The sequence below is a fragment of the Geodermatophilus sp. SYSU D00814 genome (assembly GCF_054050055.1).
Genome location: NZ_JBJGYP010000015.1, coordinates 1 through 25,665, shown reverse-complemented (window position 1 = coordinate 25,665; position 25,665 = coordinate 1). Strand labels below are relative to the sequence as shown.

Below are 25,665 nucleotides of genomic sequence, written 5' to 3'. Positions count from 1 at the left end.
TTCCCAAGCGCCGCCGGACGGGCGGGGACCGGGCCCCGCGGTGTCGCCGGACCCGGCCCCCTCGCTCACCGGAGCGCGACCGCGGTGGGGGTGACCGGCCGGGGCAGCATGCTGCTGCCGGTCAGCCACTGGTCGACGGCGCCCGCGGCGGCGCGGCCCTCGGCGATGGCCCACACGATCAGCGACTGGCCGCGGCCGGCGTCCCCGGCGACGAACACGCCGGGCACGGAGGAGGCGAACTCGTCGTCGCGGACGACGTTGCCGCGCCCGTCGACGTCGAGGCCCAGCGCCTCCACCAGGCCCTCGCGCTGCACGCCGGTGAAGCCCATGGCCAGCAGCACCAGCTGGGCGGGCAGCTCGCGCTCGGTGCCCTCGACCTTGCGGAACCGGCCGTCGACCTGCTCGACCTCGTGCAGCACCAGCGCGCGCACGCGGCCCTCGTCGTCGCCCAGGAAGCGCTCGGTGCTCACCGAGTACAGCCGCTCGCCGCCCTCCTCGTGCGCGGAGGACACCCGCATGACCATCGGGTAGGTCGGCCACGGGTTGCCCGGCGCCCGCGACTCCGGCGGCGCCGGCATGATCTCCAGCTGGGTCACCGAGCGGGCGCCCTGCCGGTGGGAGGTGCCCAGGCAGTCCGCGCCGGTGTCACCGCCACCGATGATGACGACGTCCTTGCCCTCCGCGGTGATCGGCGGGTCGTCGAGCTCGCCGAGCGCCTGGCGGTTGCCGAAGGGCAGGAACTCCATCGCCAGGTGGATGCCCTCGAGCTCGCGGCCCGGCACGGGCAGGTCGCGGCCGACGGTGGCCCCGGCGGCGAGGACGACCGCGTCGTGCTCCCCGCGCAGCTGCTCGGCGGAGAGGTCACCCTCCCCCGACCCACCGACCTCCACGCCGGTGACGAAGCGGGTGCCCTCGGCGCGCATCTGGTCCAGCCGCCGGTCCAGGACGGACTTCTCCATCTTGAACTCGGGGATGCCGTAGCGGAGCAGCCCGCCGACCCGGTCGGCCCGCTCGTAGACGGTGACGTCGTGGCCGGCGCGGGTGAGCTGCTGGGCGGCGGCCAGGCCCGCCGGCCCGGACCCGACGACGGCGACCCGCTTGCCGGTGCGCTCGGCCGGGGCCTGCGGCTCGACGTACCCCCGCTCGAAGGCCTGGTCGATGATCTCCCACTCGATCTGCTTGATCGTGACCGGGGACTCCTGCAGGTTCAGCACGCAGGCGCCCTCGCAGGGCGCCGGGCACAGCTTCCCGGTGAACTCCGGGAAGTTGTTGGTCGCGTGCAGTCGCTCGATCGCGTCGCGCCAGTCGTCGCGGCGGGCGAGGTCGTTCCACTCCGGGATGAGGTTGCCCAGCGGGCAGCCGTGGTGGCAGAACGGGATGCCGCAGTCCATGCACCGGGCGGCCTGCTGGCGCAGCGCCGCGACCGGGTAGACGCCGTCCTCGCCGTTCTGGCGGGAGAGGTAGACGTCCTTCCAGTCCAGGATGCGGACGTCGACCGGCCGCCGGGGCGGCAGCGCCCGCTCGTACTTCAGGAAACCCGTCGAGTCAGCCACGTGCGGCCTCCATCACTGCTCGGTCCACGTCGGTGCCGGCGGCCTCGGCGGCCCGCCGGGCCTCGAGTGCGCGCCGGTAGTCGCGCGGCATGATCACGCTGAACTGCCCCGACCAGCGGCCCCAGTCGGCCAGCAGCGCGGCGGCCACCGGCGACTCGGTCTCGGCCTGGTAGCGCACCAGGACCTCGCGCAGCCACTGGGCGGACTCGACGTCGAGCGGCTCGACGTCGACCATCTCGGTGTTGACCCGGTGCCGGGCCAGGTCCAGCACGTACCCGACGCCGCCGGACATGCCGGCGGCGACGTTGCGGCCGGTGGGCCCCAGGACCACCGCGCGGCCGCCGGTCATGTACTCCAGCGCGTGGTCGCCGACGCCCTCGACGACGGCCAGCGCCCCGGAGTTGCGCACGCAGAACCGCTCGCCGACCCGGCCGCGCAGGAACACCTCCCCGCCGGTGGCGCCGTAGCCGATGACGTTGCCGGCGATGACGTTGTCCTCGGCGGCGAAGGTCGCCTCGCGGGCCGGCCGGACGACGACCCGGCCGCCCGAGAGCCCCTTGCCGACGTAGTCGTTGGCGTCGCCGAACAGCCGCATGGTGATCCCGCGGGGCAGGAACGCGCCGAAGGACTGGCCGGCCGACCCGGTGAAGGTCAGGTCGATGGTGTCGTCGGGCAGCCCCTGCCCGCCGAAGCGGCGGGTGACCATCGAGCCGAGCATCGTGCCCACGGTGCGGTTGACGTTGCGCACCGGCAGCTCCAGGCGCACCGGCCGGGCGTCGAGCAGCGCGCCCTCGCACAGCTGGATCAGCGTCTGGTCCAGCGCCAGGTCGAGGCCGTGGTCCTGGGTGCGGACCGCGCGCCGCGGCGCGCCGTCGGGCAGCTCGGGCAGCGCCAGCGCCGGCGAGAGGTCCAGGCCGCGGGCCTTCCAGTGGTCGACCGCCTGGCGGGTGTCGAGCAGCTCGACGTGGCCGACGGCCTCGTCGACCGAGCGGAAGCCCAGCGCGGCCAGGTACTGCCGCACCTGCTCGGCGAGGAACTCGAAGAAGGTGACCACGAACTCCGGCCGCCCGGTGAACCGCTTGCGCAGCTCGGGGTTCTGGGTGGCGACGCCGACCGGGCAGGTGTCGAGGTGGCAGACCCGCATCATGATGCAGCCGGAGACCACCAGCGGCGCGGTGGCGAAGCCGTACTCCTCGGCGCCGAGCAGCATCGCGACGACGACGTCGCGGCCGGTCTTCATCTGCCCGTCGACCTGCACCACGATGCGGTCGCGCAGGCCGTTGGCCAGCAGCGTCTGCTGCGTCTCGGCCAGGCCCAGCTCCCACGGCGAGCCGGCGTGCTTGAGGCTGGTCAGCGGCGCCGCGCCGGTGCCGCCGTCGTGGCCGGAGATCAGGACGACGTCGGCGTGGGCCTTGCTGACCCCGGCCGCGACCGTCCCGACGCCGACCTCGGCGACCAGCTTGACGTTGACCCGCGCCTGGTCGTTGGCGTTCTTCAGGTCGTGGATGAGCTGCTTGAGGTCCTCGATCGAGTAGATGTCGTGGTGCGGCGGCGGGCTGATCAGGCCGACACCCGGGGTGGAGTGCCGGGTGCGGGCCACCCACGGGTAGACCTTGCCGCCGGGCAGCTGGCCGCCCTCGCCGGGCTTGGCGCCCTGCGCCATCTTGATCTGCACGTCGTCGGCGTTGACCAGGTACTCGCTGGTGACGCCGAAGCGCCCGCTGGCCACCTGCTTGATCGCCGAGCGGCGCAGGTCGCCGTTGGGGTCGGGCACGTACCGGTCGGGGTCCTCGCCGCCCTCCCCGGTGTTGGACCGCCCGCCGAGCCGGTTCATGGCGATGGCGAGGGTCTCGTGCGCCTCCTGCGAGATGGAGCCGTAGCTCATCGCGCCGGTCTGGAACCGCTTGACGATCTCGCTCGCCGGCTCGACCTCCTCGATCGGCACCGGCGGCCGCGCGCCCTCCTTGATCGCGAACAGCCCGCGCAGGGTGGCGGCCTCCTCCGACAGCCGGTCGACGGTGTCGGTGTAGCGCTGGAAGACCTCGTACTGCCGCGAGCGGGTGGCGTGCTGGAGCAGGAACACCGTCTCGGGGTTGAACAGGTGCACCTCGCCCTCGCGGCGCCACTGGTACTCGCCCCCGGTCTCCAGCCGGCGGTGCGCCCGCTCGGTCGGGTTCTCCGGGTAGGCGCGCCGGTGCCGCATGGCGACCTCCTCGGCGAGCACGTCCATGCCGACGCCGCCGAGGGGACAGGAGGTGCCGGTGAAGTACTCGTCGACGACGTCCTGCGACAGGCCGACCGCCTCGAAGATCTGCGCCATCGTGTACGAGCCGACGGTGCTGATGCCCATCTTGCTCATGACCTTCAGGACGCCCTTGCCCAGCGCCTTGACGACGTTGCGCACCGCCTGGGCCGGCTGTACGCCGGTGAGGACGCCGTCGCGGATGAGGTCCTCGATGGACTCGAACGCGAGGTAGGGGTTGACCGCGGCCGCGCCGTAGCCGAGCAGCAGCGCGACGTGGTGCACCTCGCGGCAGTCGCCGGACTCGACGACCAGGCCGACCTGCATGCGGGTGCGCTCGCGCACCAGGTGGTGGTGGACGGCGGCGGTCATGAGCAGCGACGGGATCGGGGCGCGCTTCTCGTCGCAGTCGCGGTCGGACAGCACGATGATCCGCGCGCCGGCCGAGATCGCCCGGCTGACCTTGGCCCGCAGCTGCTCGACGGCCTCGACCAGCGCCGGGCCGCCGCCGGTGACGTCGAAGTGGCCGGTGATCCGGACGGCGGCGAAGCCGGGCAGGTCGCCGTCGTCGTCGATGTGCAGGATCTTGGCCAGCTCGTCGTTGTCGATGACCGGGAAGGGCAGGTACACCTGCCGGCAGGAGGCCGCGCCGGCCGAGAGCAGGTTCTGCTCGGGGCCGAAGGTGCGGCCCAGGCTGGTCACCAGCTCCTCGCGGATGGCGTCCAGCGGCGGGTTGGTCACCTGGGCGAACAGCTGCCCGAAGTAGTCGTAGAGCTGCCGGGAGCGGTCCGACAGCGCCGCGATCGGGGTGTCGGTGCCCATCGAGCCGATCGGCTCGGCCCCGGTGGAGGCCATCGGGGTGAGCAGGACCCGCAGCTCCTCCTCGGTGTAGCCGAACAGCTGCTGGCGGCGCACGACCGACTCGTGGCTGGGCCGCGCGCGCCGCCGCTCGGGCAGCGAGGGCAGGTGCACCAGGCCGGCGTGCAGCCAGTCCTCGTAGGGGTGCTCGGCGGCCAGCGCACCCTTGACCTCCTCGTCGGAGACGATCCGCCCCGAGGAGGTGTCGACCAGGAACATCCGGCCCGGCTGCAGCCGGCCCTTGGCGACGACGTCGCCGGCGGGGATGTCGAGCACGCCGGTCTCGCTCGCCAGGACGACGAGGTCGTCCTTCGTGCGCAGCCAGCGGCCCGGGCGCAGGCCGTTGCGGTCGAGGACGGCGCCGATGAGCGTGCCGTCGGTGAAGGCCACGCAGGCCGGCCCGTCCCAGGGCTCCATGATCGAGGAGTGGAACCGGTAGAAGGCCCGCCGGGCCGGGTCCATCTCGTCGTGGTTCTCCCACGCCTCCGGGATCATCATCAGCACCGCGTGCGGCAGCGAGCGGCCCGACAGGTGCAGCAGCTCGAGCACCTCGTCGAAGGTGGCCGAGTCGCTGAAGTCGCTGGCGGTGACCGGGAAGACCCGCTCCAGGCCGAGCTCGCTCGCGGGGCCGGCCGGGCCGTCGAACAGGTCGGTCTCGAGCTGCGCCTCGCGGGCGCGCATCCGGTTGCGGTTGCCCTTGATGGTGTTGATCTCGCCGTTGTGGGCGATGAACCGGAACGGGTGGGCCAGCGGCCAGCTCGGGAAGGTGTTGGTGGAGAACCGGCTGTGCACCAGCGCGATCGCCGACTCGTAGCGCTCGTCGCGCAGGTCGGGGAAGAACGCGGGCAGCTGGTCGGTGGTGAGCATGCCCTTGTAGGTCAGCGTCCGCGACGACAGCGAGACCACGTACAGCGAGCTGCCGGCCTCGCGGGCCTCCCGCTCGGCGCGCTTGCGCAGCACGAAGGAGCGCCGCTCGAGCCGGGTGACGCCGTTGACCGCGCGGGGTCCGCCGAACGCGGCGGCGTCGGCGCGGGCGCCCATGGTCTCGGCGACGAACAGCTGGGCGAAGTGCGGCATGACCGCGCGGGCGGTGGGCCCGAGGTCGGCGCCGTCGGGGTCGACCGGGACGTCGCGCCAGCCGAGGACGGTCAGCCCCTCCTCGGCGGCGATCCGCGCGACGTCGGCCTGGCGGGCGGCGCGCTCCTCGTCGTCGAGGGGCAGGAAGGCGATGCCGACGGAGTACTCGCCCAGCGGCGGCAGGTCGAAGTCGACGACGGCGCGCAGCAGCGCGTCGGGCACCTGGGTCAGGATGCCGGCGCCGTCACCGGAGTTGGGCTCGGCGCCGGCCGCGCCGCGGTGGTCGAGGTTGTGCAGCGCGGTGAGGCCGGCGGCCACGATCGCACGCGAGCGGCGGCCCCGGGCGTCGGCCACGAAGGCGACCCCGCAGGCGTCGGAGTCGTTCGCCGGGTCGTAGAGGCCGGCGGCCGGCGGCGTGGCCGAGAAGGGCACGGCCGGGCCGGTGGTGGTGCGGGTGGCGGGGGTGCGGGACCCGGACATGGTCACTCCCGTCGTCGGCTGCCGCGCCGTCCTCGGGGAGGGCGGCGCGGGAGCACGGCCGGTGGTCAGGGGGGCGGTGCGACGGAGCCGCGGGGAGCGGCTCGGGTCTGCGGTGAGCCGGCGTCCGGCGGACACGGTGTGCCCGGACCGGCTGAGCTCGCGGCCCCGCGGGTGGTGCCACGGGGTCGTCGTCCGCGGGGCAGCACTGGCCCGGTTCCGACACGTGCGACGACCCAGGATCGCTGGGGAGTCTGCCCAGGAGGGTACACAGCCGCAACGCGCCGTTCACGCGTCCCGACGGTGTCCGCGGCGCGTCCGCTCAGGGCGTCCCGGGCGTGTCGGAGGAGCGGTCCGCCGACCGCCGGACGTCCGGCGCGGCGGGGTCGCCGGCCGGGTCGTCGGCCGTCTCACCGTCGGGGTCCCCGGCGGTGTCGCCGGTGGCGTGCCCCCGGTCGATGACCTCCCGCGGGCGGCCGCGCTGCCACACCAGGTAGGCGACGGCGAGCAGGCCGACGACGACGCAGGTGAACACGTTGAGCCGGACGCCGAGGATCTGGTTGGCGTCGTCGATGCGCAGCAGCTCGATCCACAGCCGGCCGGCGCAGTACAGCGCGACGTAGAGGGCGAACGCCCGGCCGTGGGAGAGGCGGAACCGGCGGTCGGCCCACACGACGACGGCGGCCGCGGCGAGGTTCCACAGCAGCTCGTAGAGGAACGTCGGGTGGAACGTGGCGAACGCCTCGTAGCCGGCGGGGCGGTGGGCGGCGTCGATCTCCAGCGCCCACGGCAGCGTCGTCGGCCCGCCGAAGAGCTCCTGGTTGAACCAGTTGCCGAGGCGGCCGACGGCCTGGGCGACCAGCAGGGCGGGGGCGACGGCGTCGGCGAAGGCCGGCAGCGGGATGCCGCGGCGGCGGCAGGCGATCCAGGCGCCGACGCCGCCGAGGGCGATGGCACCCCAGATGCCGAGGCCGCCCTCCCAGATCGCGAACGCCCGCAGCGGGTCGCCGCCCTCGCCGAAGTAGGGCTGCGGCGTGGTGACCACGTGGTAGAGCCGGCCGCCGAGGATGCCGAAGGGCACCGCCCAGACGGCGATGTCGAGGACGTCGCCGGGCCGCCCGCCGCGGGCCACCCAGCGCCGCTCGGCGATCCAGCAGGCCGCCACGATGCCGGCGATGATGCACAGCGCGTAGGCCCGCAGCGGGAACGGCCCGAGGTACCAGGTGCCCTGCGCGGGGCTGGGGATCGCCGCGAGCGCGCTCACGAGGGCACGCCCGCGCCCCGGCGCACGCCCTCGGCCAGCTCGACCGACAGCGCGCGCACGCCCTCGGGGCCGCGGCCGTCGAGCACCCGCCGCACGTAGGCCGACCCGACGATGACGCCGTCGGCGAAGCCGGCCACCTCGGCGGCCTGGTCGCCGTTCGACACGCCCAGGCCCACGCAGACGGGCAGCTCGCCGGCCACGGCGCGGGTGCGGGTGACCAGCCGCTCGGCCGTGTCGCTCACCGTGGCCCGGGTGCCGGTGACGCCCATCGTGGAGGCGGCGTAGACGAAGCCGCGGCAGGCGGCGACGGTGGCGGCCAGCCGGGCGTCGGTGGACGACGGCGCGACGAGGAAGACCCGGTCGAGGCCGGTGCGCTCGGTGGCGGCCAGCCACGGCGCGGCCTCGTCGGGGATCAGGTCGGGGGTGATCGCGCCCGCGCCGCCGGCGGCGGCCAGGTCGTCGGCGAAGCGGTCGACGCCGTAGTGCTCGATCGGGTTCCAGTAGCTCATGACCACCGGCACCGCCCCGGCGTCGGCGACCGCGCGGACCGCGCCGAAGACGTCGCGCAGGCCCACGCCGGCCCGGACGGCGACGTCCATCGCCTCCTGGATGACCGGGCCCTCCATGCCGGGGTCGGAGTACGGGACGCCGATCTCCACCGCGTCGGCCCCGCCCTCGACCAGCGCGACCATGGCCTCGATCGAGCGGGGCACGTCGGGGTAGCCGACGGGCAGGTAGCCGAGCAGCGCGGCCCGCCCCTCGGCCCGCGCCTGCCCGATCCGGTCCTGCAGCGCGCTCACGCCGACTCCCCCGCGTCCCGGCCGGCGACGGCCGCGTCGTTGACGACCGCGCCCTCGGTGGGCCGCTGGTCGGTGTCCATGCCGGCGCCGGGCTCGACGTGCTCGCGGTCGCCGAGGCCGAACCAGCGCGACGCGGTCTCCACGTCCTTGTCGCCGCGGCCGGAGAGGTTCACCAGCAGCAGCGGCGGTTCCCCTCCCCGCCCACCGTCCCCCCGGGTCACCAGCTCCCGGCCGAGGACGAGCGCCCCGGCGAGGGCGTGCGCGGACTCGATCGCCGGGATGATGCCCTCGGTGCGGCACAGCAGCGCGAAGGCCTCCATGGCCTCGGCGTCGGTGACCGGCCGGTACTCGGCGCGGCCGACGTCGTGCAGGAAGCTGTGCTCCGGGCCGACGCCCGGGTAGTCCAGGCCGGCGCTGATCGAGTGGGACTCGATCGTCTGCCCGTTGTCGTCCTGCAGCAGGTAGGAGCGGGCGCCGTGCAGCACACCCGGCGCTCCCCCGGTGATGGTCGCGGCGTGCCGGCCGGTGTCGACGCCGTCGCCGCCGGCCTCCAGGCCGACCAGCCGCACGCCCTCGTCGGGCACGAACGCGGTGAAGATCCCGATCGCGTTGGAGCCGCCGCCGACGCAGGCCAGCACCGCGTCGGGGAGCCGGCCCTCCCGCTCGAGCACCTGGGCGCGGGCCTCGTCGCCGATCACCCGCTGGAAGTCGCGGACCATCGCCGGGAACGGGTGCGGGCCGGCGACGGTGCCGAAGACGTAGTTGGTGGTCTCGACGTTGGTGACCCAGTCGCGGAAGGCCTCGTTGATGGCGTCCTTGAGGGTGCGCGAGCCGGTGGCGACCGGGATCACCTCGGCGCCGAGCAGCCGCATGCGGGCGACGTTGAGCGCCTGCCGGCGCGTGTCCTCCTCGCCCATGTAGATCGTGCAGGACAGCCCCATGAGCGCCGCGGCGGTGGCGGTGGCGACGCCGTGCTGGCCGGCGCCGGTCTCGGCGATGACCCGCTGCTTGCCGATCCGCCGGGTCAGCAGGGCCTGGCCCAGCACGTTGTTGATCTTGTGGGAGCCGGTGTGGTTGAGGTCCTCGCGCTTGAGCAGCACCCGCGCGCCGCCGGCGTGCTCGGCGAACCGGGGCACCTCGGTGACCGGGCTCGGCCGGCCGGTGTAGTCGCGCTGCAGGGCGGCGAACTCCGCCAGGAAGGCGGGGTCGACGCGCATCGCCTCGTAGGCCTCGGTGAGCTCGTCGAGCGCGGCGATCAGCGCCTCGGGCACGAAGCGGCCGCCGAAGACGCCGAAGTGGCCCGTGGCGTCCGGCCAGGACGGACGCGCCGGAGCGGGTCGGTCCTGGGGCGGGTGCACGGCGCTGCTGGTCATGCAGCCAGTGTCCCGCGCCGCGGCGCCCGTGCGGTGGAGGGGGTCCGCGGGGTCGTCAGCGGGTCGTGCGGGGCACCGCGGGGTGCGACCCGGCGGTGACCAGGTCGGCGACCGCCTGGCGGGCGTCGCCGGCGGTGACCAGGCCCTCGCCGACCAGGACCGCGTCGGCGCCGGCGGCGGCGTAGGCGATGAGCTCGCGGGGGCCGCGGACGCCGGACTCGGCGACCTTGACCACCCCCGAGGGCAGGCCCGGCGCGATCCGCTCGAAGGTGCCGAGGTCGATCTCGAGGGTGGTGAGGTCGCGGGCGTTGACGCCGATCACCGAGGCACCCGCGTCCAGCGCGCGGTCGGCCTCGGCCTCGGTGTGCACCTCCACCAACGCCGTCATCCCGAGCGACTCGACCCGCTCGAGCAGGCCCAGCAGGGCGTTCTGCTCCAGCGCCGCGACGATGAGCAGGACGACGTCGGCGCCGTGCGCGCGGGCCTCGTGCACCTGGTAGCTGCTGACGACGAAGTCCTTGCACAGCACCGGCACGTCGACGGCGGCGCGCACGGCGGCGAGGTCGGCCTGCGAGCCGCCGAAGCGCCGCCGCTCGGTGAGCACGCTGATGACGCGGGCGCCCCCGGCGGCGTACTGCCGGGCGAGGACGGTGGGGTCGGGGATGTCGGCGAGGGCGCCCTTGCTGGGGCTGCGGCGCTTGACCTCGGCGATGACGCCGACGCCGGGCTCGCGCAGGGCGGCGAGCGCGTCCCGCGCGGGGCGGGCGTCGCGGGCGGCGGCCTTCACCTCGGCCAGCGGGGTGGCCGCCTCGCGCGCCGCGACGTCCTCACGGACGCCGGCGACGATGTCGTCGAGGACGGTCACACCGCCTCCTCGCTGCTGGGGTCGGCTTCCGGGGTCGGCCGGACGGTCTCCCCACCCTAACGGCGGCGGTCCGGGGGGCCGGGCGCCGGGTCGCCGGCGGGCTCCCCGTCGTCGGTGGGCTCGTCGGTGGGGTCGTCGCCGCGGTCGAGCGCGCGCCAGGCGTCGAGCGCCCGCTCCTCGTCGGTGCGCGCCCGCGCCGGGGCGGGCGCGGCGGCCGGGGTGCGCTCGTAGCGGCCGCCCATGCCGGGCCAGCGCCGTCCCCGGGCGAGGACCAGCCCGCCCGCGGCGAGCGCGACGACGGCCGCGACCAGGCAGAGCACCGGCCAGGCGGCGGCGAGGTCGGCGGTGCGCCGCTCCCCCGGCGCCGCCGTCCCGGGATCGGCGGCACCGGTGAGCACCCGCAGCCCCGACCAGGCCAACGCCGCGCCGGCGAGCACCACCAGCGCGCCGACGGCGGCGCGGCCGGCGCCGCGGACGGCCAGCACCGCCACCGCGGCGGCGAGCAGCAGCAGGCCGGCGGCGGGGACCAGCGGGGCGAGCGCCGACCCGGTCAGCGCCTCGGTGACCGGGGGCAGCGGCGGGCGGCGGGTGACGGTGACCGTGGACCAGGTCTGCCCGGCGGCCGTCAGCGCGAGCGCACCGGCCAGCGCGCAGCCGGCCAGCGCCACCCCGAGCTCGCGCCGCCGGCGGCTCACCGCACCTCCCGCATGCCCTCCGCCGTCGCGATCGCCGAGAGCACCGCCCGCGCCTTGTGCCGGGTCTCGGCCTCCTCGGTGGCCGGGTCGCTGTCGGCGACGATGCCGGCGCCGGCCTGCACGTAGGCGCGGCCCTGGTGCAGCACGGCGGTGCGGATGGCGATGGCCATGTCCATGTCGCCGCCGGCGTCGACGTACCCGACGGTGCCGGCGTAGAGCGCCCGCCGGGTGGGCTCGAGCGACTCGATGATCTCCATGGCCCGCGGCTTGGGGGCGCCGGAGACGGTGCCGGCCGGGAAGGTGGCGTCGAACACGTCGAGGGCGTCGCGGTCGGGGCTGACCTCGCCGGAGACGGTCGAGACCAGGTGCATGACGTGGCTGTAGTACTCGACGCGCATGAAGTCGGGCACCTCGACCGTGCCCGGCAGGCAGACCCGGCCGAGGTCGTTGCGGGCGAGGTCGACGAGCATCACGTGCTCGGCGCGCTCCTTGGGGTCGGCCAGCAGGCCCTCGGCCAGCCGCAGGTCCTCCTCCTCGGTGGCCCCGCGCGGGCGGGTGCCGGCCGGCGGGTGGACGACGGCCTGGCTGCCGGTGACGGTGACCAGTGCTTCCGGGGAGGAGCCGACGACGTCGAAGGGCGTCTCCCGCCCGGCGAAGCGCAGCAGGTACATGTACGGCGAGGGGTTGGTCGCCCGCAGCACCCGGTAGAGGTCGAGCGCGTCGACGTCGGTGTCGGTCTGGAACCGCTGCGCGAGCACCACCTGGAAGGCGTCCCCGGCGCGGATGTGCTCGCGGACGGTCTCCACCCCGGCCTCGTACTCCCCCGGCGCCATCGTGCTGCGCACCGGCGGCGGCTCGGCCGGGGTGAAGGTGGCCACGCCCGGCGGCACGGCCTTGGTGAGGTCGGCGGCCATGGCGTCGAGGCGGGCGACGGCGTCGTCCCAGGCCGCGCCGGGGTCCTCGGCGGTCCGCCGGAACGCGTTGGCGATGAGCAGCACGGTGCCGTCGGTGTGGTCGAGGACGGCGAGGTCGGTGACCAGCGCCAGCGACAGCTCGGGCATGCCGAGGTCGTCGGCGGCGGTGGTGGGCAGCCGCTCCAGGCGGCGGACGACGTCGTAGCCGAGGTAGCCGACCAGCCCGCCGGTGAGCCGCGGCAGGCCGGGGGTGCGCGGCGAGCGCAGCCGCCGGGACAGCGTGCGGACGGCGGCCAGCGGGTCGTCGGGCAGGTCGTCGGTGACGCCGGGCAGCCGGTCGCCGAGCCAGAGGGTGCGCCCGTCGCGCTCGGTGAGGACGCCGGCGCTGCGCACGCCGACGAAGCTGTAGCGCGACCACCGCTTGCCCTGTTCGGCCGACTCCAGCAGCACGGTGCCCGGCCGGTTGCCGGCGAGCTTGCGGTAGACGCCGACCGCGGTCTCGCCGTCGGCCAGCAGCCGCCGGGTGACCGGCACGACCGGCTGGTCGGCGGCGAGGAAGTCCTCGCGGGTCGGGGTGGTCTCACCGAGCCGCACGGGTGACCTCCAGCTCGCGGGAGAAGCAGGAGCGCGTGCCGGTGTGGCAGGCCGGGCCCTCCTGGTCGACCAGCACCAGCAGCGCGTCGCCGTCGCAGTCCAGGCGCACGTCGCGGACCCACTGCCGGTGCCCGGAGGTCTCGCCCTTGACCCAGTACTCCCGCCGGCTGCGCGACCAGTAGGTGGCGCGGCCGGTCGTCAGCGTGCGGCGCAGGGCCTCGTCGTCCATCCAGGCGAGCATGAGCACCTCACCGGTGTCGTGCTGCTGGACGACGGCGGCGACCAGCCCGGCGGGGTCGCGGCGCAGCAGCGCGGCGACGGCGGGGTCGAGAGCGGTGTCGACGGCGGGCATGCCGGCGATTCTCCCCCGCCGGCGGGCCGGCCCGGCTCAGCGGCCCCGCAGGGCCCGGCGGGCGGCGAGCCAGCGCCCGGTCGGCGGCGACAGGGTCAGCGCGGCGGTGGCCCCGGCGATCGCGCCGAAGACCAGCGCGGTGCCGCCGAAGACCAGCCGGTCGGTGTCGTACAGGCCGAACGGCCCGGCTCCGACCTGGTACAGCCACCAGCCGACCGCGCCGAGCTCCACGGTGCACGTGGCCAGCAGCGTCCAGCGGTCGACGCCGGTGGCCAGCAGCACGACGCCGGTGACCAGGGCCGCGGCGGCGGCGATCTCCAGGAGCGCCAGCACCAGGCCCTGGCGCGGCACGGTGGAGCCCAGCTCGCCGTAGAGGTCGCTGGCGCCGGCGAACCACCAGGTGGCCACCGCCCCGGGCACCGACGCGGCGGCGAGCAGGCAGGCGAGCACGCACGCGGTGACCACGGTGCCCGGCCGGCGCGGCGCGGCGGGCGGCGGCAGCGGGACCGCCGCGGGCGGGAACGGGCCGGCGTGCCCGGGCAGGCCGGTCAGCGCGCGGTCCCGGCGGCCTGCTCGGGCTCGGCGGCCCAGCGGCGCACGCTGCCGGACAGCAGCAGGCCCAGCCCCACGCCCGGCGCGGCGGCGAAGAACAGGACCAGGCCGATGAGCACCGCGCCGGGCCCGACCTCGTCGGTGAAGCCGTCGAGGGTGCTCAGCCGGACGACCCAGTACAGGGCGAGGGCGAGCTGGACGGCGCAGCCGACCAGGAGCGTCAGCCAGGTCGCGCGGCTGCGCCGGTTGAGCACCAGGACGCCGCCGACGACGAGCGCCACCGCGGACAGCAGCTGCACGACGGTGACGACGACGGCCTCGGTGACCAGCGGGTCGGCCTCCGCGTCGCCGCCGAACTCCGTCGACAGCAGGCCGAAGGTGCTGGCCAGGAGGAGCAGGTAGGCCGAGGACAGGGCGACGATCCCGGCCTGCACGAAGGCGAGGACCGCGGCGGCCACGACCTGCCCGGGGCGGCGCGGGCGCGGCGGTGCGGGCGGGGCCCAGGCGGCCCAGGCGGCCCAGTGGGGCACCGGCGGGGGCGCCCAGCCGTGGCCGGCCGGCGGGGAGGGCGGCGCCGGTGGGGTCGCGTACGACGGCGGCCCGGCGTAGACGACCTCCTCGGTCTGGGTGTCCGGGTCGGCCCAGGGGCTGCCGGAGGTGGTCCCGGGGGTGGTCACAGCGCCGCCGCCAGCGCCCGGCCGGCCACCCGGCCGGAGAACAGGCAGCCGCCGAGGAAGGTGCCCTCCAGCGACCGGTACCCGTGCACGCCCCCGCCGCCGAAGCCGGCGACCTCCCCGGCGGCGTACAGGCCGGGGAAGACCGCGCCGCCGGGCCGCAGCACCCGGGCGGAGAGGTCGGTCTCCAGCCCGCCGAGGGTCTTGCGGGTCAGCAGGTTGAGCCGGACGGCGATCAGCGGGCCGGCCTCGGGGTCGAGCAGCCGGTGCGGCGGGGCGACCCGGATGAGCTTGTCGCCGAGGTAGCTGCGGGCGCCGCGGACGGCGGTCAGCTGCAGGTCCTTGGTGAAGGCGTTGTCGACCGCGCGGTCGCGGGCGAGCACCTCGCGCTCGACGGTGGCGAGGTCGAGCTCGGGGGTGCCGCCGGTGACGCGGTTCATGCCGGCGACCAGCTCGGGCAGCGTGGTGGCGGTGACGAAGTCCTCGCCGCGGTCGAGGAAGGCCTGCACCGGGGCGGAGACGCCGGCCCGGACCCGGTTGAGCAGCAGCCGGAGGTCCTTGCCGGTCAGGTCGGGGTTCTGCTCGGAGCCGGAGAGGGCGAACTCCTTCTCGACGATCTTCTTGGTGGCGACGAACCAGGTGTGCTCGTACCCGGTCGCGCCGATGTGGGCGAGGGTGCCGAGGGTGTCGAAGCCGGGGAACAGCGGGACCGGCAGCCGGGTGCCGGTGGCGTCGAGCCACAGCGACGAGGGCCCGGGGAGGATGCGGATGCCGTGCCGGTCCCAGACCGGCGAGTGGTTGGCGATGCCCTCGGTGTAGTGCCACATGCGGTCGCCGTTGATGACGTGGGCGCCGGCGGCCTCGGTGGCCTGCAGCATCAGCCCGTCGACGTGGGCGGGCACCCCCGACAGCAGCCGCTGCGGCGCGGGGCCCAGCCGGGCCGGCCAGTTCCTGCGCACCAGCTCGTGGTTGCCGCCGATGCCGCCGGAGGTGACGACGACGGCCTGCGCGGCGATCTCGAACTCCCCGACCGGCGTGCGCGAGCTGGCCTCGCCGCGGGCGGCGCCGCTGGGCTCGAGGACCTCGCCGCGGACCCCGGTGACCGCGCCGCCGGTGACGACCAGCCCGGTGACCCGGTGGCGGAAGCGCAGCTCGACCAGCCCGCGGTCGACCGCGGCGCGCACCCGGCGGGCGAACGGCTCGACGATGCCCGGGCCGGTGCCCCAGACGATGTGGAACCGCGGCACCGAGTTGCCGTGGCCGGTGGCGGTGTAGCCGCCGCGCTCGGCCCAGCCGACGACCGGGAAGAAGCCGACGCCCTGCTCGCGCAGCCAGGCCCGCTTCTCCCCCGCGGCGAACTGCAGGTAGGCCTCGGCCCACTGCCGCGGCCAGTGGTCCTCCTCGCGGTCGAAGCCGGCGGTGCCGAACCAGTCCTGGCGGGCCAGCTCGAGGGAGTCGCGGACCCGGAGGCGGCGCTGCTCGGGGGAGTCGACGAGGAACAGGCCGCCGAAGGACCACCAGGCCTGGCCGCCGAAGGAGGCCTTCGGCTCCTGCTCGACGAGCACCACCCGCTTGCCGGCGTCGGCCAGCTCGGCGGTCGCCACCAGCCCGGCCAGCCCTGACCCCACCACGACGACGTCTGTGTCCACCACGGCGGGCACGCTAGCGGCCGCGCGGCCGCCCGCGGTCCGGACGGGCCGTCGCCGCCGGCGGGATCCCCCGGCGGGGTCAGGTCTCCCGGGCGCGTCGCTGGGCGCGCGCGTCGGCCAGCCACCGGCCCACCGGCGGGGACAGCGCCAGCCCCGCGGCGAGCACCGGGCACAGCGCCAGGACGAACGGCCCCGGGCCCACCGGGTCCCCGACCGACCGGGCCGTGGCGACCACCAGTCCGGCGACGGCGCAGGCGACCAGCGCGGAGACGACCAGCGGCACCCGGCCGCGCCGGAGCAGGAACCAGGTGAGGGCGAACAGCTGCAGGAAGGGCGGGACCACCAGCAGGATCACGGTGAACCACTCGCGTCCGGCGTCGGCCTGCAGCCCGCCGAGCGCGTAGACCAGGAAGGCCACGATCGCCAGCGGCAGGACGCCCAGCCCCGCCAGGAGGGCGGCGGCGACGGCGGGCACGGGGGTCCGCGGGGCGGGGCTCATGCGGCGGAGCCTAGGACCAAGCAGCCCAGGACCCGGCAGCCCAGGACCCGGCAGCCTGGACCTGACAGCTCAGGACCCGACGCGCTGAGGCTCGCCGGCCGAGGACCGCCGCCACGAGGCGTGCAGCCGGGCGTAGGGCCCGACGGCGTCGACGAGGTCGGCGTGCGTCCCCCGCTGCACGACCCGTCCGGCGTCGACGACGAGCACCTCGTCGGCGCGCTCGGCGGTGGACAGCCGGTGGGCGATCGTCAGCGTGGTGCGGCCCTCGGTGAGCCGGTCGAGGGCGAGGGTCAGCCGCCGCTCGGTGGCCGGGTCGACGGCGCTGGTGGCCTCGTCGAGGACGAGCAGGTCGGGGGCGGCGACGTGCGCGCGGGCGATGGCGACCAGCTGCCGCTCCCCCGCCGACATCGAGTCACCGCGCTGCCCCACCGGCGTCGCCACGCCGTCGGCCAGGCCGCGCACCCAGTCGCCGAGGCCGAGCTCCTCGAAGGCCGCCGTCACCTGCGCGTCGGTGAGGCCGGGCCGGCCGTAGCGGACGTTGTCGGCGACGGTCGCGTCGAAGAGGAACCCGTCCTGCGGCACCATCCCGACCCGCCGGCGCAGGGAGGCGAAGGCGACGTCGGTCAGCGGCACCCAGCCGGCGGCGTCGGAGCCGAGCAGCACCCGGCCCTCGGTGGGGTCCATGAGCCGGGTGACCAGCTTGGCCAGCGTCGTCTTCCCGGAGCCGGTCTCGCCGACGACGGCGTAGCTGCGGCGCGGCGCCAGGGTGAGGTCGACGTCCTGCAGCGCGGGCCGCGCGCCCTCCGCGTAGCGGAAGCCGACGTGCTCGAGGCGGACGCCCAGCGGCCCGGCGGGCAGGTCGCGGGCGGCGCCGGTGGCGGCCGGGTCGCGGACGTCGGGCTCGGTGTCGAGGACGTCGAGCACGCGGCGGAACCCGGCGAGGGCGTTCTGCGCCTCGTTGAGCACCTCGCTGGCGGTCTGCACCGGCGCGACGAAGAGCGTGACGAGGAACAGGAAGGCGATCAGCGTGCCGGCGCTGATGTGGCCGGCCAGGCCCAGCAGCACGCCGACGACGACCACCGCGGCGTTGGCGATCGCGGCGACGAACTCGCCGCTGACGAACACCGCCGCGGTGACCTTCTGCGCGTCGACCTGGGCGCGGTAGTGGCGGCCGATGGAGCGGTCGAGCCGGGCGGCGGTGCGCTCGCGGATGCCGTAGGCGCGCACGGTCGGGGCGCCGACGACGGACTCCGAGACCGCGGCCAGCACGTCGCCGACCCGCTCGCGGACCACGCCGTAGGCGACGGCCAGCCGCTTGGCGAACCAGCGGACGGCGAAGCCCAGCGGCACGAAGCAGACCAGCACCAGCAGGGTCAGCTGCCAGGAGTAGACGGCCATGACCGCCGTCGCCACGACCAGCTGGCCGAGGCTGACCACGCCGAGCACGCCGCCCCACTGCATGAACGTGGACAACTGGTCGACGTCGCTGGTGACGCGGGAGACCAGGGAGCCGCGGCGCTGCCCCTGCTGGTGCAGCACCGACAGGTCGTGGACGTGCCGGAAGGCGCGCGAGCGCAGCCCGGCGAGCGCGGTCTCGGTGGTGCGGAACAACCGGACGTTCATCCGGTAGACGGCCACGCCGGTGAGCAGCACGACGGCGGCGCAGACGAGCACCAGCGTGCGGACCAGGCCGAGGTCGGGCCCGCCGGGGGCGAGCAGCCCGCGGTCGACCACCTGCTGGACGGCGATCGGCACGACCACCCGCCCGGCGGTGGCGACCAGCGCGAGGGCGAAGGTGGCCGGCAGCCCGCGGCGGAACTCCGGCATCGCCCGCAGCCCGCGGCGCAGGGTCGCGAACGCACCCTCCCGGGGGCCGGTCACGCCGCCGCCTCCGCCTGCGAGTAGGCGCGCACCAGGGCCGCGTAGCCGGGGACGGCGGCCAGCAGCTCCTCGTGGCTGCCGCGCGCGGTGACGCGACCGTTCTCGAGCCAGACCACCTCGTCGGCGAGGGCGATGGTGGCCTGCCGGTAGGCGACCACGACGACGGTGGAGGGCCGGTCCGCCGACCGCAGCGCGTCGAGGATGCGGGCCTCGACGGCGGGGTCGACGGCACTGGTGGCGTCGTCGAGGACGAGCAGCCGGGGCCGGCGGACGACGGCACGGGCCAGCGCGATCCGCTGCCGCTGCCCGCCCGACAGCGTGGCGCCGCGCTCGCCGACGCGGGTGTCGAGGCCCTCGGGCAGCCGGTCGACGAAGTCCTCGGCGGCGGCCACCCGCAGCGCGGCGCGGACGTCGTCGTCGGTGTAGGGGCCGCCGAGGGTGACGTTGCCGCGCACGGTGTCGTCGAAGAGGAACGTGCCCTGCGGGACGAAGGCGGCCTGCGCGCTGACCTCGCCCTCGCGCAGGCTGCGCACGTCGACGCCGTCGAGCAGCACCTCCCCGCTCGCGGGGTCGACCAGCCGCACGAGCAGCCCGGCGAGGGTGGACTTCCCCGACCCGGTCGGCCCGACGACGGCGACGGTGGTGCCGGCGGCGACGTCGAAGGTGACGCCGGAGAGCACCGGCCGCGCGGCGCCGTCGAAGGCGTGGTCGACCGCGCGCAGGGCCAGGCCCGCCCCGCCGTCGTCTCGCACGGCCGTGCGCGCCCCGTGCGGCGTCTCCCCGGTGGCGTCGAGGACGGGGGTGACCCGGTCGAAGCCGGCCAGGGCGCGCGGCAGGTCGGCGAGCACCCAGCCGATCGCGCGGATGGGCAGCGCGAGCAGGGTGAACAGGTAGGCGACGCTGACCAGGTCGCCGGCGTCGGTGCCGCCGGAGGCGACCCGGCCGGCGCCGACGAGCAGCACGGCGAGCGTGCCGAGGCTGGGCAGCGCCTCCATCATCGGGTCGAACAGCCCGCGCACCCGGCCGACGGCGACCAGCCCGTCGCGCAGCTCGTACGCGCGCCGGCCGAACCGGTCGGCCTCGACGTCCTCGCGGCCGAGGGTCTTGACCACCAGGCCCGCGTCGAAGCTCTCGTGGGCGATCTCGCTGACCTCGGCGCGCAGCTGCTGGGCCCGCCGCATGCGCGGGCTCATCACCTGCGAGTAGACGACGTTGACGGCGAAGACCAGCGGGAAGACGACCAGGCCGACCAGCGCGAGCACCGGGTCGGTGGCCACCAGCGCGCCCACGGTGATCCCGATCATGATCAGCGCGCCGCACGCGAAGGGCAGCGGCGAGACGAAGAACCAGGCGGCCTCGACGTCGGAGTTGGCGTTGGACAGCAGCTGGCCGGTGGGGTGGCGCTGGTGCCACGACAGCGGCAGCCGCAGGTACTGGGCGGTGACCCGGCGGCGGTAGTCGGCCTGCAGCCGGTAGGCCATGATCCCGGCGAACAGCCGCCGGCCGAGGATGCCGAGGATCTTCAGCAGCGCCACGCCGAGCACGACCGCGACGGCGAGGGTCAGGGCCCCGGCGGTGGTGTCGCCCTGGTCGAAGGCCGGCAGCACCACCCGGTCGGTGAGCTCGCCGATCACGAAGGCCGACAGCACCGTCATCGCGCCGTAGAGGCCGCTGGCCAGGACGGCGAGCGTGAACATCCCCGGCTGCTCGGCGATCGCGCGGCCGACGTGGCGCAGTCCCCGCCGGACGACGGCGTCTCGAGCGGGGGGCACGGGTCTCCTCGGGATCGGGTCGCGGCAGCGTGCCGCGCGTACTTAGTCACGCTAACCGATCGGTGCCACGGGGGCCGCCGCGTTTCCGGGGAGCGCACCGTCGGTAACCCGCCGCCGTGACCGATGCTTCCCACCCGTTCGCCGCGCGCGAGCGCGCGGCCCTCGCCGACCTGCTCGCCGACCTGGGGCCCGACGCCCCGACCTGCTGCGAGGGGTGGACGACGGCGCACCTGGCGGCGCACCTGGTCACCCGCGACCGGCGACCCGACGCGCTGCCGGGCTACGCGCTGGAGCGCACCCCGGTGGGCGGGCGGGCGCACGCGTACTCCGCGCGGCTGGAGGAGCGGCTGCGCACCTCGACGCCCTACGAGCAGGTGGTGACCCGCGTCCGGCAGGGCCCGCCGCCGTGGCTGCCGGCGGGCTGGGCGCCGGTGGCGGCGCTGACCGACACCGCCGAGTTCGCGATCCACCACGAGGACGTGCGGCGCGCCCAGCCGGACTGGGAGCCGCGGGCGCTGCCGCTGGCCGACGCCGACCGGCTGTGGGGCGCCGCGCAGCTGTTCGCCCGCACGGTCGCGCCGCGGTACCCCGGCGGGCTCGTGCTGCAGCGCAGCGACGTCCCCGGCCCGGGCAGGCGGATCCGCGGGGGCGGCGACGTCACCACCGTCGAGGGCGAGCCGCTGGAGGTGCTGCTGTGGGCCACCGGCCGGCGCGGCGTCGCCCGGGTCGCCGTCCGGGGCGGCGCCCCCGCCGCCTGAGGGCGCGCACTTTCGCGGACGTGCACGGATCGTCCGTGCACTTCCGCGGAAGTGCACGCAGATCCAGCCCGGCCGTCAGCGCAGGGGCGTGTCCGCGGCCGTCCGCACTGGGACGCCGGCCCGCGCCAGCGCCTGCTTGACGTCGCCGATCCGCAGCGTGCCGAAGTGGAAGACGCTCGCGGCGAGCACCGCGTCGGCGCCGGCCTCGACGGCGGGCGGGAAGTGCTCGACCGCGCCGGCGCCGCCGCTGGCGATCACCGGGACCGACACCTCGCGGCGGACCGCGCGGATCAGCTCGGTGTCGAAGCCGGCGCGGGTGCCGTCGGCGTCCATCGAGTTGAGCAGCACCTCCCCCACCCCGAGCGCGGCGGCCTGCACCACCCACTCGACGGCGTCGCGGCCGGTGCCGCGCCGCCCGCCGTGCGTGGTGATCTCGAAGCCCGAGTCGGTGACGGCGCCGTCGCGGACCCGGCGGGCGTCGAGGGAGAGCACCAGCACCTGGTTGCCGAAGCGGTCGGCGATCTCGCCGATGAGCTCCGGCCGGGCGACGGCGGCGGTGTTGACGGCGACCTTGTCCGCGCCGGCCCGCAGCAGCCGGTCGACGTCGTCGGGGCTGCGCACCCCGCCGCCGACGGTCAGCGGGATGAACACGCTCTCGGCGGTGCGGCGGACGACGTCGTAGGTGGTCTCGCGGTCCCCGGAGCTGGCGGTGATGTCGAGGAAGGTGAGCTCGTCGGCGCCCTCGGCGTCGTAGACGCGGGCCATCTCGACCGGGTCGCCGGCGTCGCGCAGGTCGACGAAGTTGACGCCCTTGACCACCCGGCCGGCGTCGACGTCCAGGCACGGGATGACCCGCACGGCGAGGCTCACGACCCCGCTCCCCGCACCGCGTCGGCCTCGAACTCGACCAGCATGTCCGGGTGCAGCAGCGAGGCCACGCCGATCATCGCGCTGGCCGGCCGGACGGCGCGGAAGACCTCACCGTGCTCGCGCGCGACCTCCTCCCAGCGGGAGGTGTCGGTGACGTACACGCGGGTGCGGACGACGTCGGCGGGGGTCAGCCCAGCGCTGGCCAGCGCGTCGACGAGCACCCCGAGGGCGACCCGCGCCTGGGCGCCGACGTCGCCGGGGTGCACGACGACGCCGTCGACGGTGGCGGTGCAGCCGCTGACCCAGGCCTGGTCCCCCACGACGACGACCCGGCTGTAGCCGACGAGCTCCTCCCACGGCCCGCCGGAGCCGATGCGCTGCGCGGTCACGCCGCGGCCTCCCGGGTGACCGCGAGTGCCTCGGGGAGCGTGAAGGCGCCGGCGTAGAGGGCCTTGCCGACGATGGCGCCCTCGACGCCCACCGCGGTCAGCCCGGCCAGTGCCCGGACGTCGTCGAGCGAGCTGACCCCCCCGGAGGCGACCACCGGCTTCGGGGTGGCGGCGCAGACGTCGCGCAGCAGGTCGAGGTTGGGGCCGCGCAGCGTGCCGTCCTTGGTGATGTCGGTGACGACGTAGCGGGCGCAGCCCTCGGCGTCGAGGCGGGCGAGGGTCTCGAACAGCTCGCCGCCCTCGCGGGTCCAGCCGCGGGCGGCCAGCCGGGTGCCCCGCACGTCGAGGCCGACGGCGATGCGGTCGCCGTGCTCGGCGATGGCGCGGGCGCACCACTCGGGGGACTCCAGCGCGGCGGTGCCGAGGTTGACCCGGCGGCAGCCGGTGGCCAGGGCGGCGGCCAGCGACTCGTCGTCGCGGATGCCGCCGGAGAGCTCGACGTCGACGTCGAGGGCGCCGACGACGCGGGCGAGCAGCTCGCGGTTGCTGCCGCGGCCGAAGGCGGCGTCGAGGTCGACCAGGTGCACCCACCCGGCGCCGTCGCGCTGCCACTGCAGTGCGGCGTCGAGCGGGTCGCCGTAGGAGGTCTCGCTGCCGGCCTCCCCCTGCACGAGCCGGACGGCCTGGCCGTCGGCGACGTCGACGGCGGGGAGCAGCTGGAGGGTCGGCACGGCGTCCAGCGTAGGGACCGGCCCACCGTGAGCTGCCTCGCCCACGGCAGGCTGGCGGGCGTGGAGTTCGCCGACGTCGTCCGCAGGCGCCGCATGGTGCGCGACTACGACCCCGACCGGCCGGTGCCGCCGGAGGTGCGGGAGCGGTTGCTCGAGCACGCGACCCGGGCGCCGTCGGCGGGGTTCACGCAGGGCTGGGCGTTCCTGGTGCTCGAGTCGGCGGCCGACCGGGAGCTGTTCTGGTCGGTGACCGCCTCCGAGGGCGCGCCCGACGGGTGGCTGACGCGGATGCGGCGGGCGCCGTTGCTGATCGTGCCGCTGTCGTCGAAGCAGGCCTACCTCGACCGCTACGCCGAGCCGGACAAGGGCTGGACCGACCGCGACGAGACCCGCTGGCCGGTGCCGTACTGGGACGTCGACGCCGGGATGGCCGCGCTGATGGTGCTGCTGACCGCCGTCGACGAGGGCCTCGGCGCCTGCCTGTTCGGTGTCCCGGCCGAGCGGTTCGGGGCCTTCCGGGCGGCGTTCGGCGTCCCGGCCACCCACCGGCCGGTCGGGGTGGTGTCGGTCGGGTACCCGGGGAGCGACGACCGGCGCTCGCCGTCGCTGCGGCGCGGCCGGCGGGGTCTCGACGAGGTCGTGCACCGCGGGCGCTGGTTGACTCCCGGCCCGTGACCTCCTCGCGCGCGGTGCTGGTGACCGGTGGCTCCCGCGGCATCGGGCGGGCGATCGCCCGGGCCTTCGCCGCCCGCGGCGACCGGGTGGCCGTGCACTGGGGCGCCTCCCGCGAGCGGGCCGAGGCCGTGCTGGCCGAGCTGCCCGGGTCCGGGCACGTGCTGGTGCAGGCCGACATGGCCGACGCCGGGTCGGTGGGCGCGATGGTCGACGCCGCCGCCGACGCCCTCGGCGGGCTCGACGTGCTGGTCAACAACGCCGGGGTGTTCGTGGCCTCCCCGCCGCTGCGCTCCTCCTACGACGAGTGGCAGCGGGTGTGGGAGCAGACGCTGGCGGTGAACCTGGTGGGCGCGGCCCACGCCACCTTCCGCGCGGTGCCGCACCTGCGGGCCGCCGGCGGTGGCGCGGTGGTCAACGTGTCGAGCCGCGGCGCGTTCCGCGGGGAGCCGGACAACCCGGCCTACGGCGCCTCGAAAGCCGGCCTCAACGCCTTCGCGCAGTCGATGGCGCTGGCGCTGGCGCCGCTGGGCATCTCGGTGACCGCCGTGGCGCCGGGCTTCGTGCAGACGGAGATGGCGCGGGAGGTGCTCGACGGCCCCGGCGGGGACGCCGTGCGCGCGCAGTCGCCGTTCGGGCGGGTGGCGCGGCCGGAGGAGGTGGCCGCGGCGGTCCTGTGGCTGGCCTCGCCCGAGGCACGGTTCAGCACCGGCACGATCGTCGACGTCAACGGGGCGTCCTACCTGCGCAGCTGACCCCGGTCACCCCCCGCGGGGGCTGCCACCCGGTGGGCCGGTGGCGAGGCCGGGACCGAGCCCCGGTGCGGCCGGTCGCCGCTCAGAACGGGCAGCCCGCGGTCGGCGGATCGGCACCCGCGGTCCCACCGGGAGGGGCGCCGGCCCGGACCGGTGGCGCGTCGACGACCCGCGGCGGATCGGTGACCCGGGTGACGCCCGAGGGCGTGGTCACCTCGAGCCGGCCGCCGGGCAGCAGCCGGAAGCGCCAGCCGGGGGCGTGGGTCTTCAGCCGGTGGTGCCGGCGGCAGAGGCAGCACAGGTTGTCGCAGCCCGTGGCGCCGGCCGGCCAGGGGGTGCAGTGGTCGAGGTCGGTGCGGCCGACCCGCCGGTTGCAGTGCGGGTGGCGGCACCGGCGGTCGCGGACCGCCACGAACCGGCGGTGGCCGGCGCGGGGACGGTAGTGCGGGGTGTCCGGCGGCCGGCGCAACCCCTGACCGCGGGCGCCCCGCTCCACCGCCCGACGGGTGCCCACGGCGACCAGGTCACCGGCCCGGTCGTGGACGGCGAACTCCAGCGTGCCGCCGTCCGGGCGTTCCAGTCCCAGCGCACCGACCTCGGCGAGCAGCGCCCGGCACTGCGAGGCGCCGACCGGGTGCCCGTCGACCTCGGCCGGCTCGTCCCCGCCGCCCAGCGCGGACAGGGTCGCGTGCACGACGAGCGTCACGCCGATCGCCGGACGCCGGACCCAGGGCCGCAGCACGAGGTCGCGGAACACCTCGCTGCGCAACTGCCCGATCGGCCGGTCGTCGCCACCGTCGCGGACCTGGCGCGCCCAGGCGTCGATCGCCGTCCCGCACGCCGCGGCCTCGGCCAGCGGCAGGTCGGCCACCAGCCGCGCCATGCCGTCCTCGGTCGGCCACCAGCGGACGTCGGCGGCCGCCCGGGCCCGCCGGTGCCGCCGCTCGCGGGCGTGAGCGTCCAGCCGGTCGATCCGCCGGCGCAGGGCGGCGCGGAGCCGGGCGGGCGTCTGTCCGGCCGCGCCCGGCAGCACGTCGGACTCCACCCGGGCGGCCAGCGCCTGGTCCAGCGGCTCGAGCAGGTCGACGACCGCCTCGGCGCGCTCCTCGTCGATCTCGCCGCGGCGAAGCGCCTCGAGGGTGGCCGGGAACCGCCGGGTGAGCGCCAGCGACGTCCGGACCAGGCGGGCGACCCGGCGCTCGCCGTAGGGGTGCACCAGGCCGAGCTCGCAGGGCAGCCACTCGCTGACGTCCATCACCTCGGGCACGGCGTCCTCGGGCACGGCGTCCTCGGGCACGGCGTCCTCGGGCACGGCGTCCTCGGGCACGGCGTCCTCGGGCACGGCGTCCTCGGGCACGGCGTCCTCGGGCACGGCGTCCTCGGGCACGGCGTCCTCGGG

At 76.2% G+C, this 25,665-nt stretch carries 22 protein-coding genes; 3 read left to right on the top strand and 19 right to left on the bottom strand.

Annotation, left to right across the window (positions count from 1 at the left end; translation table 11 throughout):
• Positions 1 to 65 precede the first annotated feature (65 nt).
• The 15 genes from ACI780_RS13225 to ACI780_RS13155 all read right to left on the bottom strand — a co-directional run bounded on the left by ACI780_RS13225 (position 66) and on the right by ACI780_RS13155 (position 20,091).
• The gene (locus tag ACI780_RS13225; protein WP_456872331.1) at positions 66 to 1,553 is read right to left on the bottom strand and encodes a glutamate synthase subunit beta; all 1,488 of its coding nucleotides are present in this window, start codon (positions 1,551 to 1,553) and stop codon (positions 66 to 68) included.
• A complete protein-coding gene (gltB, locus tag ACI780_RS13220; protein WP_456872332.1) occupies positions 1,546 to 6,210 on the bottom strand; it encodes a glutamate synthase large subunit in 4,665 nt (1,554 codons plus the stop codon). Before gltB ends, ACI780_RS13225 begins: the two co-directional genes overlap by 8 nt.
• Positions 6,211 to 6,529: 319 nt before the next feature.
• On the bottom strand, positions 6,530 to 7,471 hold the full coding sequence (gene lgt / locus ACI780_RS13215; RefSeq protein ID WP_457003382.1) for a prolipoprotein diacylglyceryl transferase: 942 nt from the start codon (positions 7,469 to 7,471) through the stop codon (positions 6,530 to 6,532).
• Positions 7,468 to 8,271, bottom strand: coding sequence for a tryptophan synthase subunit alpha (gene trpA, locus ACI780_RS13210; RefSeq protein ID WP_457003380.1), 804 nt, complete (start codon positions 8,269 to 8,271; stop codon positions 7,468 to 7,470). The genes lgt and trpA overlap by 4 nt, the downstream gene beginning before the upstream one ends.
• Entirely contained in the window at positions 8,268 to 9,644 is a 1,377-nt protein-coding gene (gene trpB, locus ACI780_RS13205; RefSeq protein WP_457003378.1) for a tryptophan synthase subunit beta, read from the bottom strand. The genes trpA and trpB overlap by 4 nt, the downstream gene beginning before the upstream one ends.
• Positions 9,645 to 9,699: 55 nt before the next feature.
• A complete protein-coding gene (trpC, locus tag ACI780_RS13200) occupies positions 9,700 to 10,509 on the bottom strand; it encodes an indole-3-glycerol phosphate synthase TrpC (RefSeq protein ID WP_456872336.1) in 810 nt (269 codons plus the stop codon).
• Positions 10,510 to 10,565: 56 nt separating this feature from the next.
• Positions 10,566 to 11,204 (bottom strand): Trp biosynthesis-associated membrane protein, encoded by a 639-nt coding sequence (locus tag ACI780_RS13195; RefSeq protein ID WP_457003376.1) that lies wholly within the window; start codon positions 11,202 to 11,204, stop codon positions 10,566 to 10,568.
• Positions 11,201 to 12,712 (bottom strand): anthranilate synthase component I, encoded by a 1,512-nt coding sequence (locus ACI780_RS13190; RefSeq protein ID WP_456872338.1) that lies wholly within the window; start codon positions 12,710 to 12,712, stop codon positions 11,201 to 11,203. The genes ACI780_RS13195 and ACI780_RS13190 overlap by 4 nt, the downstream gene beginning before the upstream one ends.
• Positions 12,699 to 13,064 carry a phosphoribosyl-AMP cyclohydrolase gene (gene hisI / locus ACI780_RS13185; RefSeq protein ID WP_457003373.1) on the bottom strand — a complete coding sequence of 122 codons (366 nt, stop codon included), beginning with the start codon at positions 13,062 to 13,064 and terminating at the stop codon, positions 12,699 to 12,701. The genes ACI780_RS13190 and hisI overlap by 14 nt, the downstream gene beginning before the upstream one ends.
• A gap of 36 nt (positions 13,065 to 13,100) precedes the next feature.
• Positions 13,101 to 13,529 carry a hypothetical protein gene (locus ACI780_RS13180; protein WP_457003371.1) on the bottom strand — a complete coding sequence of 143 codons (429 nt, stop codon included), beginning with the start codon at positions 13,527 to 13,529 and terminating at the stop codon, positions 13,101 to 13,103.
• An 83-nt stretch (positions 13,530 to 13,612) separates the two neighbouring features.
• Entirely contained in the window at positions 13,613 to 14,293 is a 681-nt protein-coding gene (locus ACI780_RS13175; RefSeq protein WP_457003369.1) for a hypothetical protein, read from the bottom strand.
• On the bottom strand, positions 14,290 to 15,942 hold the full coding sequence (locus ACI780_RS13170) for an FAD-binding dehydrogenase (protein WP_457003367.1): 1,653 nt from the start codon (positions 15,940 to 15,942) through the stop codon (positions 14,290 to 14,292). Before ACI780_RS13170 ends, ACI780_RS13175 begins: the two co-directional genes overlap by 4 nt.
• A gap of 76 nt (positions 15,943 to 16,018) precedes the next feature.
• On the bottom strand, positions 16,019 to 16,438 hold the full coding sequence (locus ACI780_RS13165; protein ID WP_456872343.1) for a hypothetical protein: 420 nt from the start codon (positions 16,436 to 16,438) through the stop codon (positions 16,019 to 16,021).
• A gap of 69 nt (positions 16,439 to 16,507) precedes the next feature.
• Positions 16,508 to 18,319 carry an ABC transporter ATP-binding protein gene (locus ACI780_RS13160; RefSeq protein ID WP_456872344.1) on the bottom strand — a complete coding sequence of 604 codons (1,812 nt, stop codon included), beginning with the start codon at positions 18,317 to 18,319 and terminating at the stop codon, positions 16,508 to 16,510.
• Complete coding sequence (locus ACI780_RS13155) at positions 18,316 to 20,091, bottom strand: ABC transporter ATP-binding protein (protein WP_456872345.1); 1,776 nt, start codon at positions 20,089 to 20,091, stop codon at positions 18,316 to 18,318. Before ACI780_RS13155 ends, ACI780_RS13160 begins: the two co-directional genes overlap by 4 nt.
• Before the next feature lie 116 nt (positions 20,092 to 20,207).
• On the opposite strand from ACI780_RS13155, the gene ACI780_RS13150 reads away from it, so the two are divergent.
• Entirely contained in the window at positions 20,208 to 20,849 is a 642-nt protein-coding gene (locus ACI780_RS13150) for a TIGR03085 family metal-binding protein (RefSeq protein WP_457003364.1), read from the top strand.
• A gap of 75 nt (positions 20,850 to 20,924) precedes the next feature.
• Here the strand turns inward: ACI780_RS13150 and hisF are convergent, their stop codons facing one another.
• From hisF to priA, 3 genes are read right to left on the bottom strand one after another with little or no spacing between them, the layout of a single operon-like run.
• The gene (gene hisF / locus ACI780_RS13145) at positions 20,925 to 21,719 is read right to left on the bottom strand and encodes an imidazole glycerol phosphate synthase subunit HisF (RefSeq protein ID WP_457003362.1); all 795 of its coding nucleotides are present in this window, start codon (positions 21,717 to 21,719) and stop codon (positions 20,925 to 20,927) included.
• Complete coding sequence (locus ACI780_RS13140; protein ID WP_456872348.1) at positions 21,716 to 22,108, bottom strand: RidA family protein; 393 nt, start codon at positions 22,106 to 22,108, stop codon at positions 21,716 to 21,718. The genes hisF and ACI780_RS13140 overlap by 4 nt, the downstream gene beginning before the upstream one ends.
• On the bottom strand, positions 22,105 to 22,839 hold the full coding sequence (priA, locus tag ACI780_RS13135; protein ID WP_457003360.1) for a bifunctional 1-(5-phosphoribosyl)-5-((5-phosphoribosylamino)methylideneamino)imidazole-4-carboxamide isomerase/phosphoribosylanthranilate isomerase PriA: 735 nt from the start codon (positions 22,837 to 22,839) through the stop codon (positions 22,105 to 22,107). Before priA ends, ACI780_RS13140 begins: the two co-directional genes overlap by 4 nt.
• 60 nt (positions 22,840 to 22,899) lie before the next feature.
• On the opposite strand from priA, the gene ACI780_RS13130 reads away from it, so the two are divergent.
• Together ACI780_RS13130 and ACI780_RS13125 are read left to right on the top strand one after the other, a co-directional pair.
• Positions 22,900 to 23,514 (top strand): nitroreductase family protein, encoded by a 615-nt coding sequence (locus tag ACI780_RS13130; protein WP_457003358.1) that lies wholly within the window; start codon positions 22,900 to 22,902, stop codon positions 23,512 to 23,514.
• On the top strand, positions 23,511 to 24,266 hold the full coding sequence (locus tag ACI780_RS13125; RefSeq protein ID WP_457003356.1) for an SDR family NAD(P)-dependent oxidoreductase: 756 nt from the start codon (positions 23,511 to 23,513) through the stop codon (positions 24,264 to 24,266). The genes ACI780_RS13130 and ACI780_RS13125 overlap by 4 nt, the downstream gene beginning before the upstream one ends.
• 82 nt (positions 24,267 to 24,348) lie before the next feature.
• Here ACI780_RS13125 and ACI780_RS13120 read toward each other — a convergent pair.
• A partial coding sequence (locus ACI780_RS13120) for a DUF222 domain-containing protein (protein WP_457003354.1) occupies positions 24,349 to 25,665 on the bottom strand: 1,317 nt, incomplete at its 5' end.

Bases quoted from the DNA above. Each gene is read 5' to 3' on its own strand.
- gltB (WP_456872332.1), bottom strand. From the start codon at position 6,210: ATGTCCGGGTCCCGCACCCCCGCCACCCGCACCACCACCGGCCCGGCC.
- trpB (WP_457003378.1), bottom strand. From the start codon at position 9,644: ATGACCAGCAGCGCCGTGCACCCGCCCCAGGACCGACCCGCTCCGGCG.
- hisI (WP_457003373.1), bottom strand. From the start codon at position 13,064: ATGCCCGCCGTCGACACCGCTCTCGACCCCGCCGTCGCCGCGCTGCTG.
- ACI780_RS13165 (WP_456872343.1), bottom strand. From the start codon at position 16,438: ATGAGCCCCGCCCCGCGGACCCCCGTGCCCGCCGTCGCCGCCGCCCTC.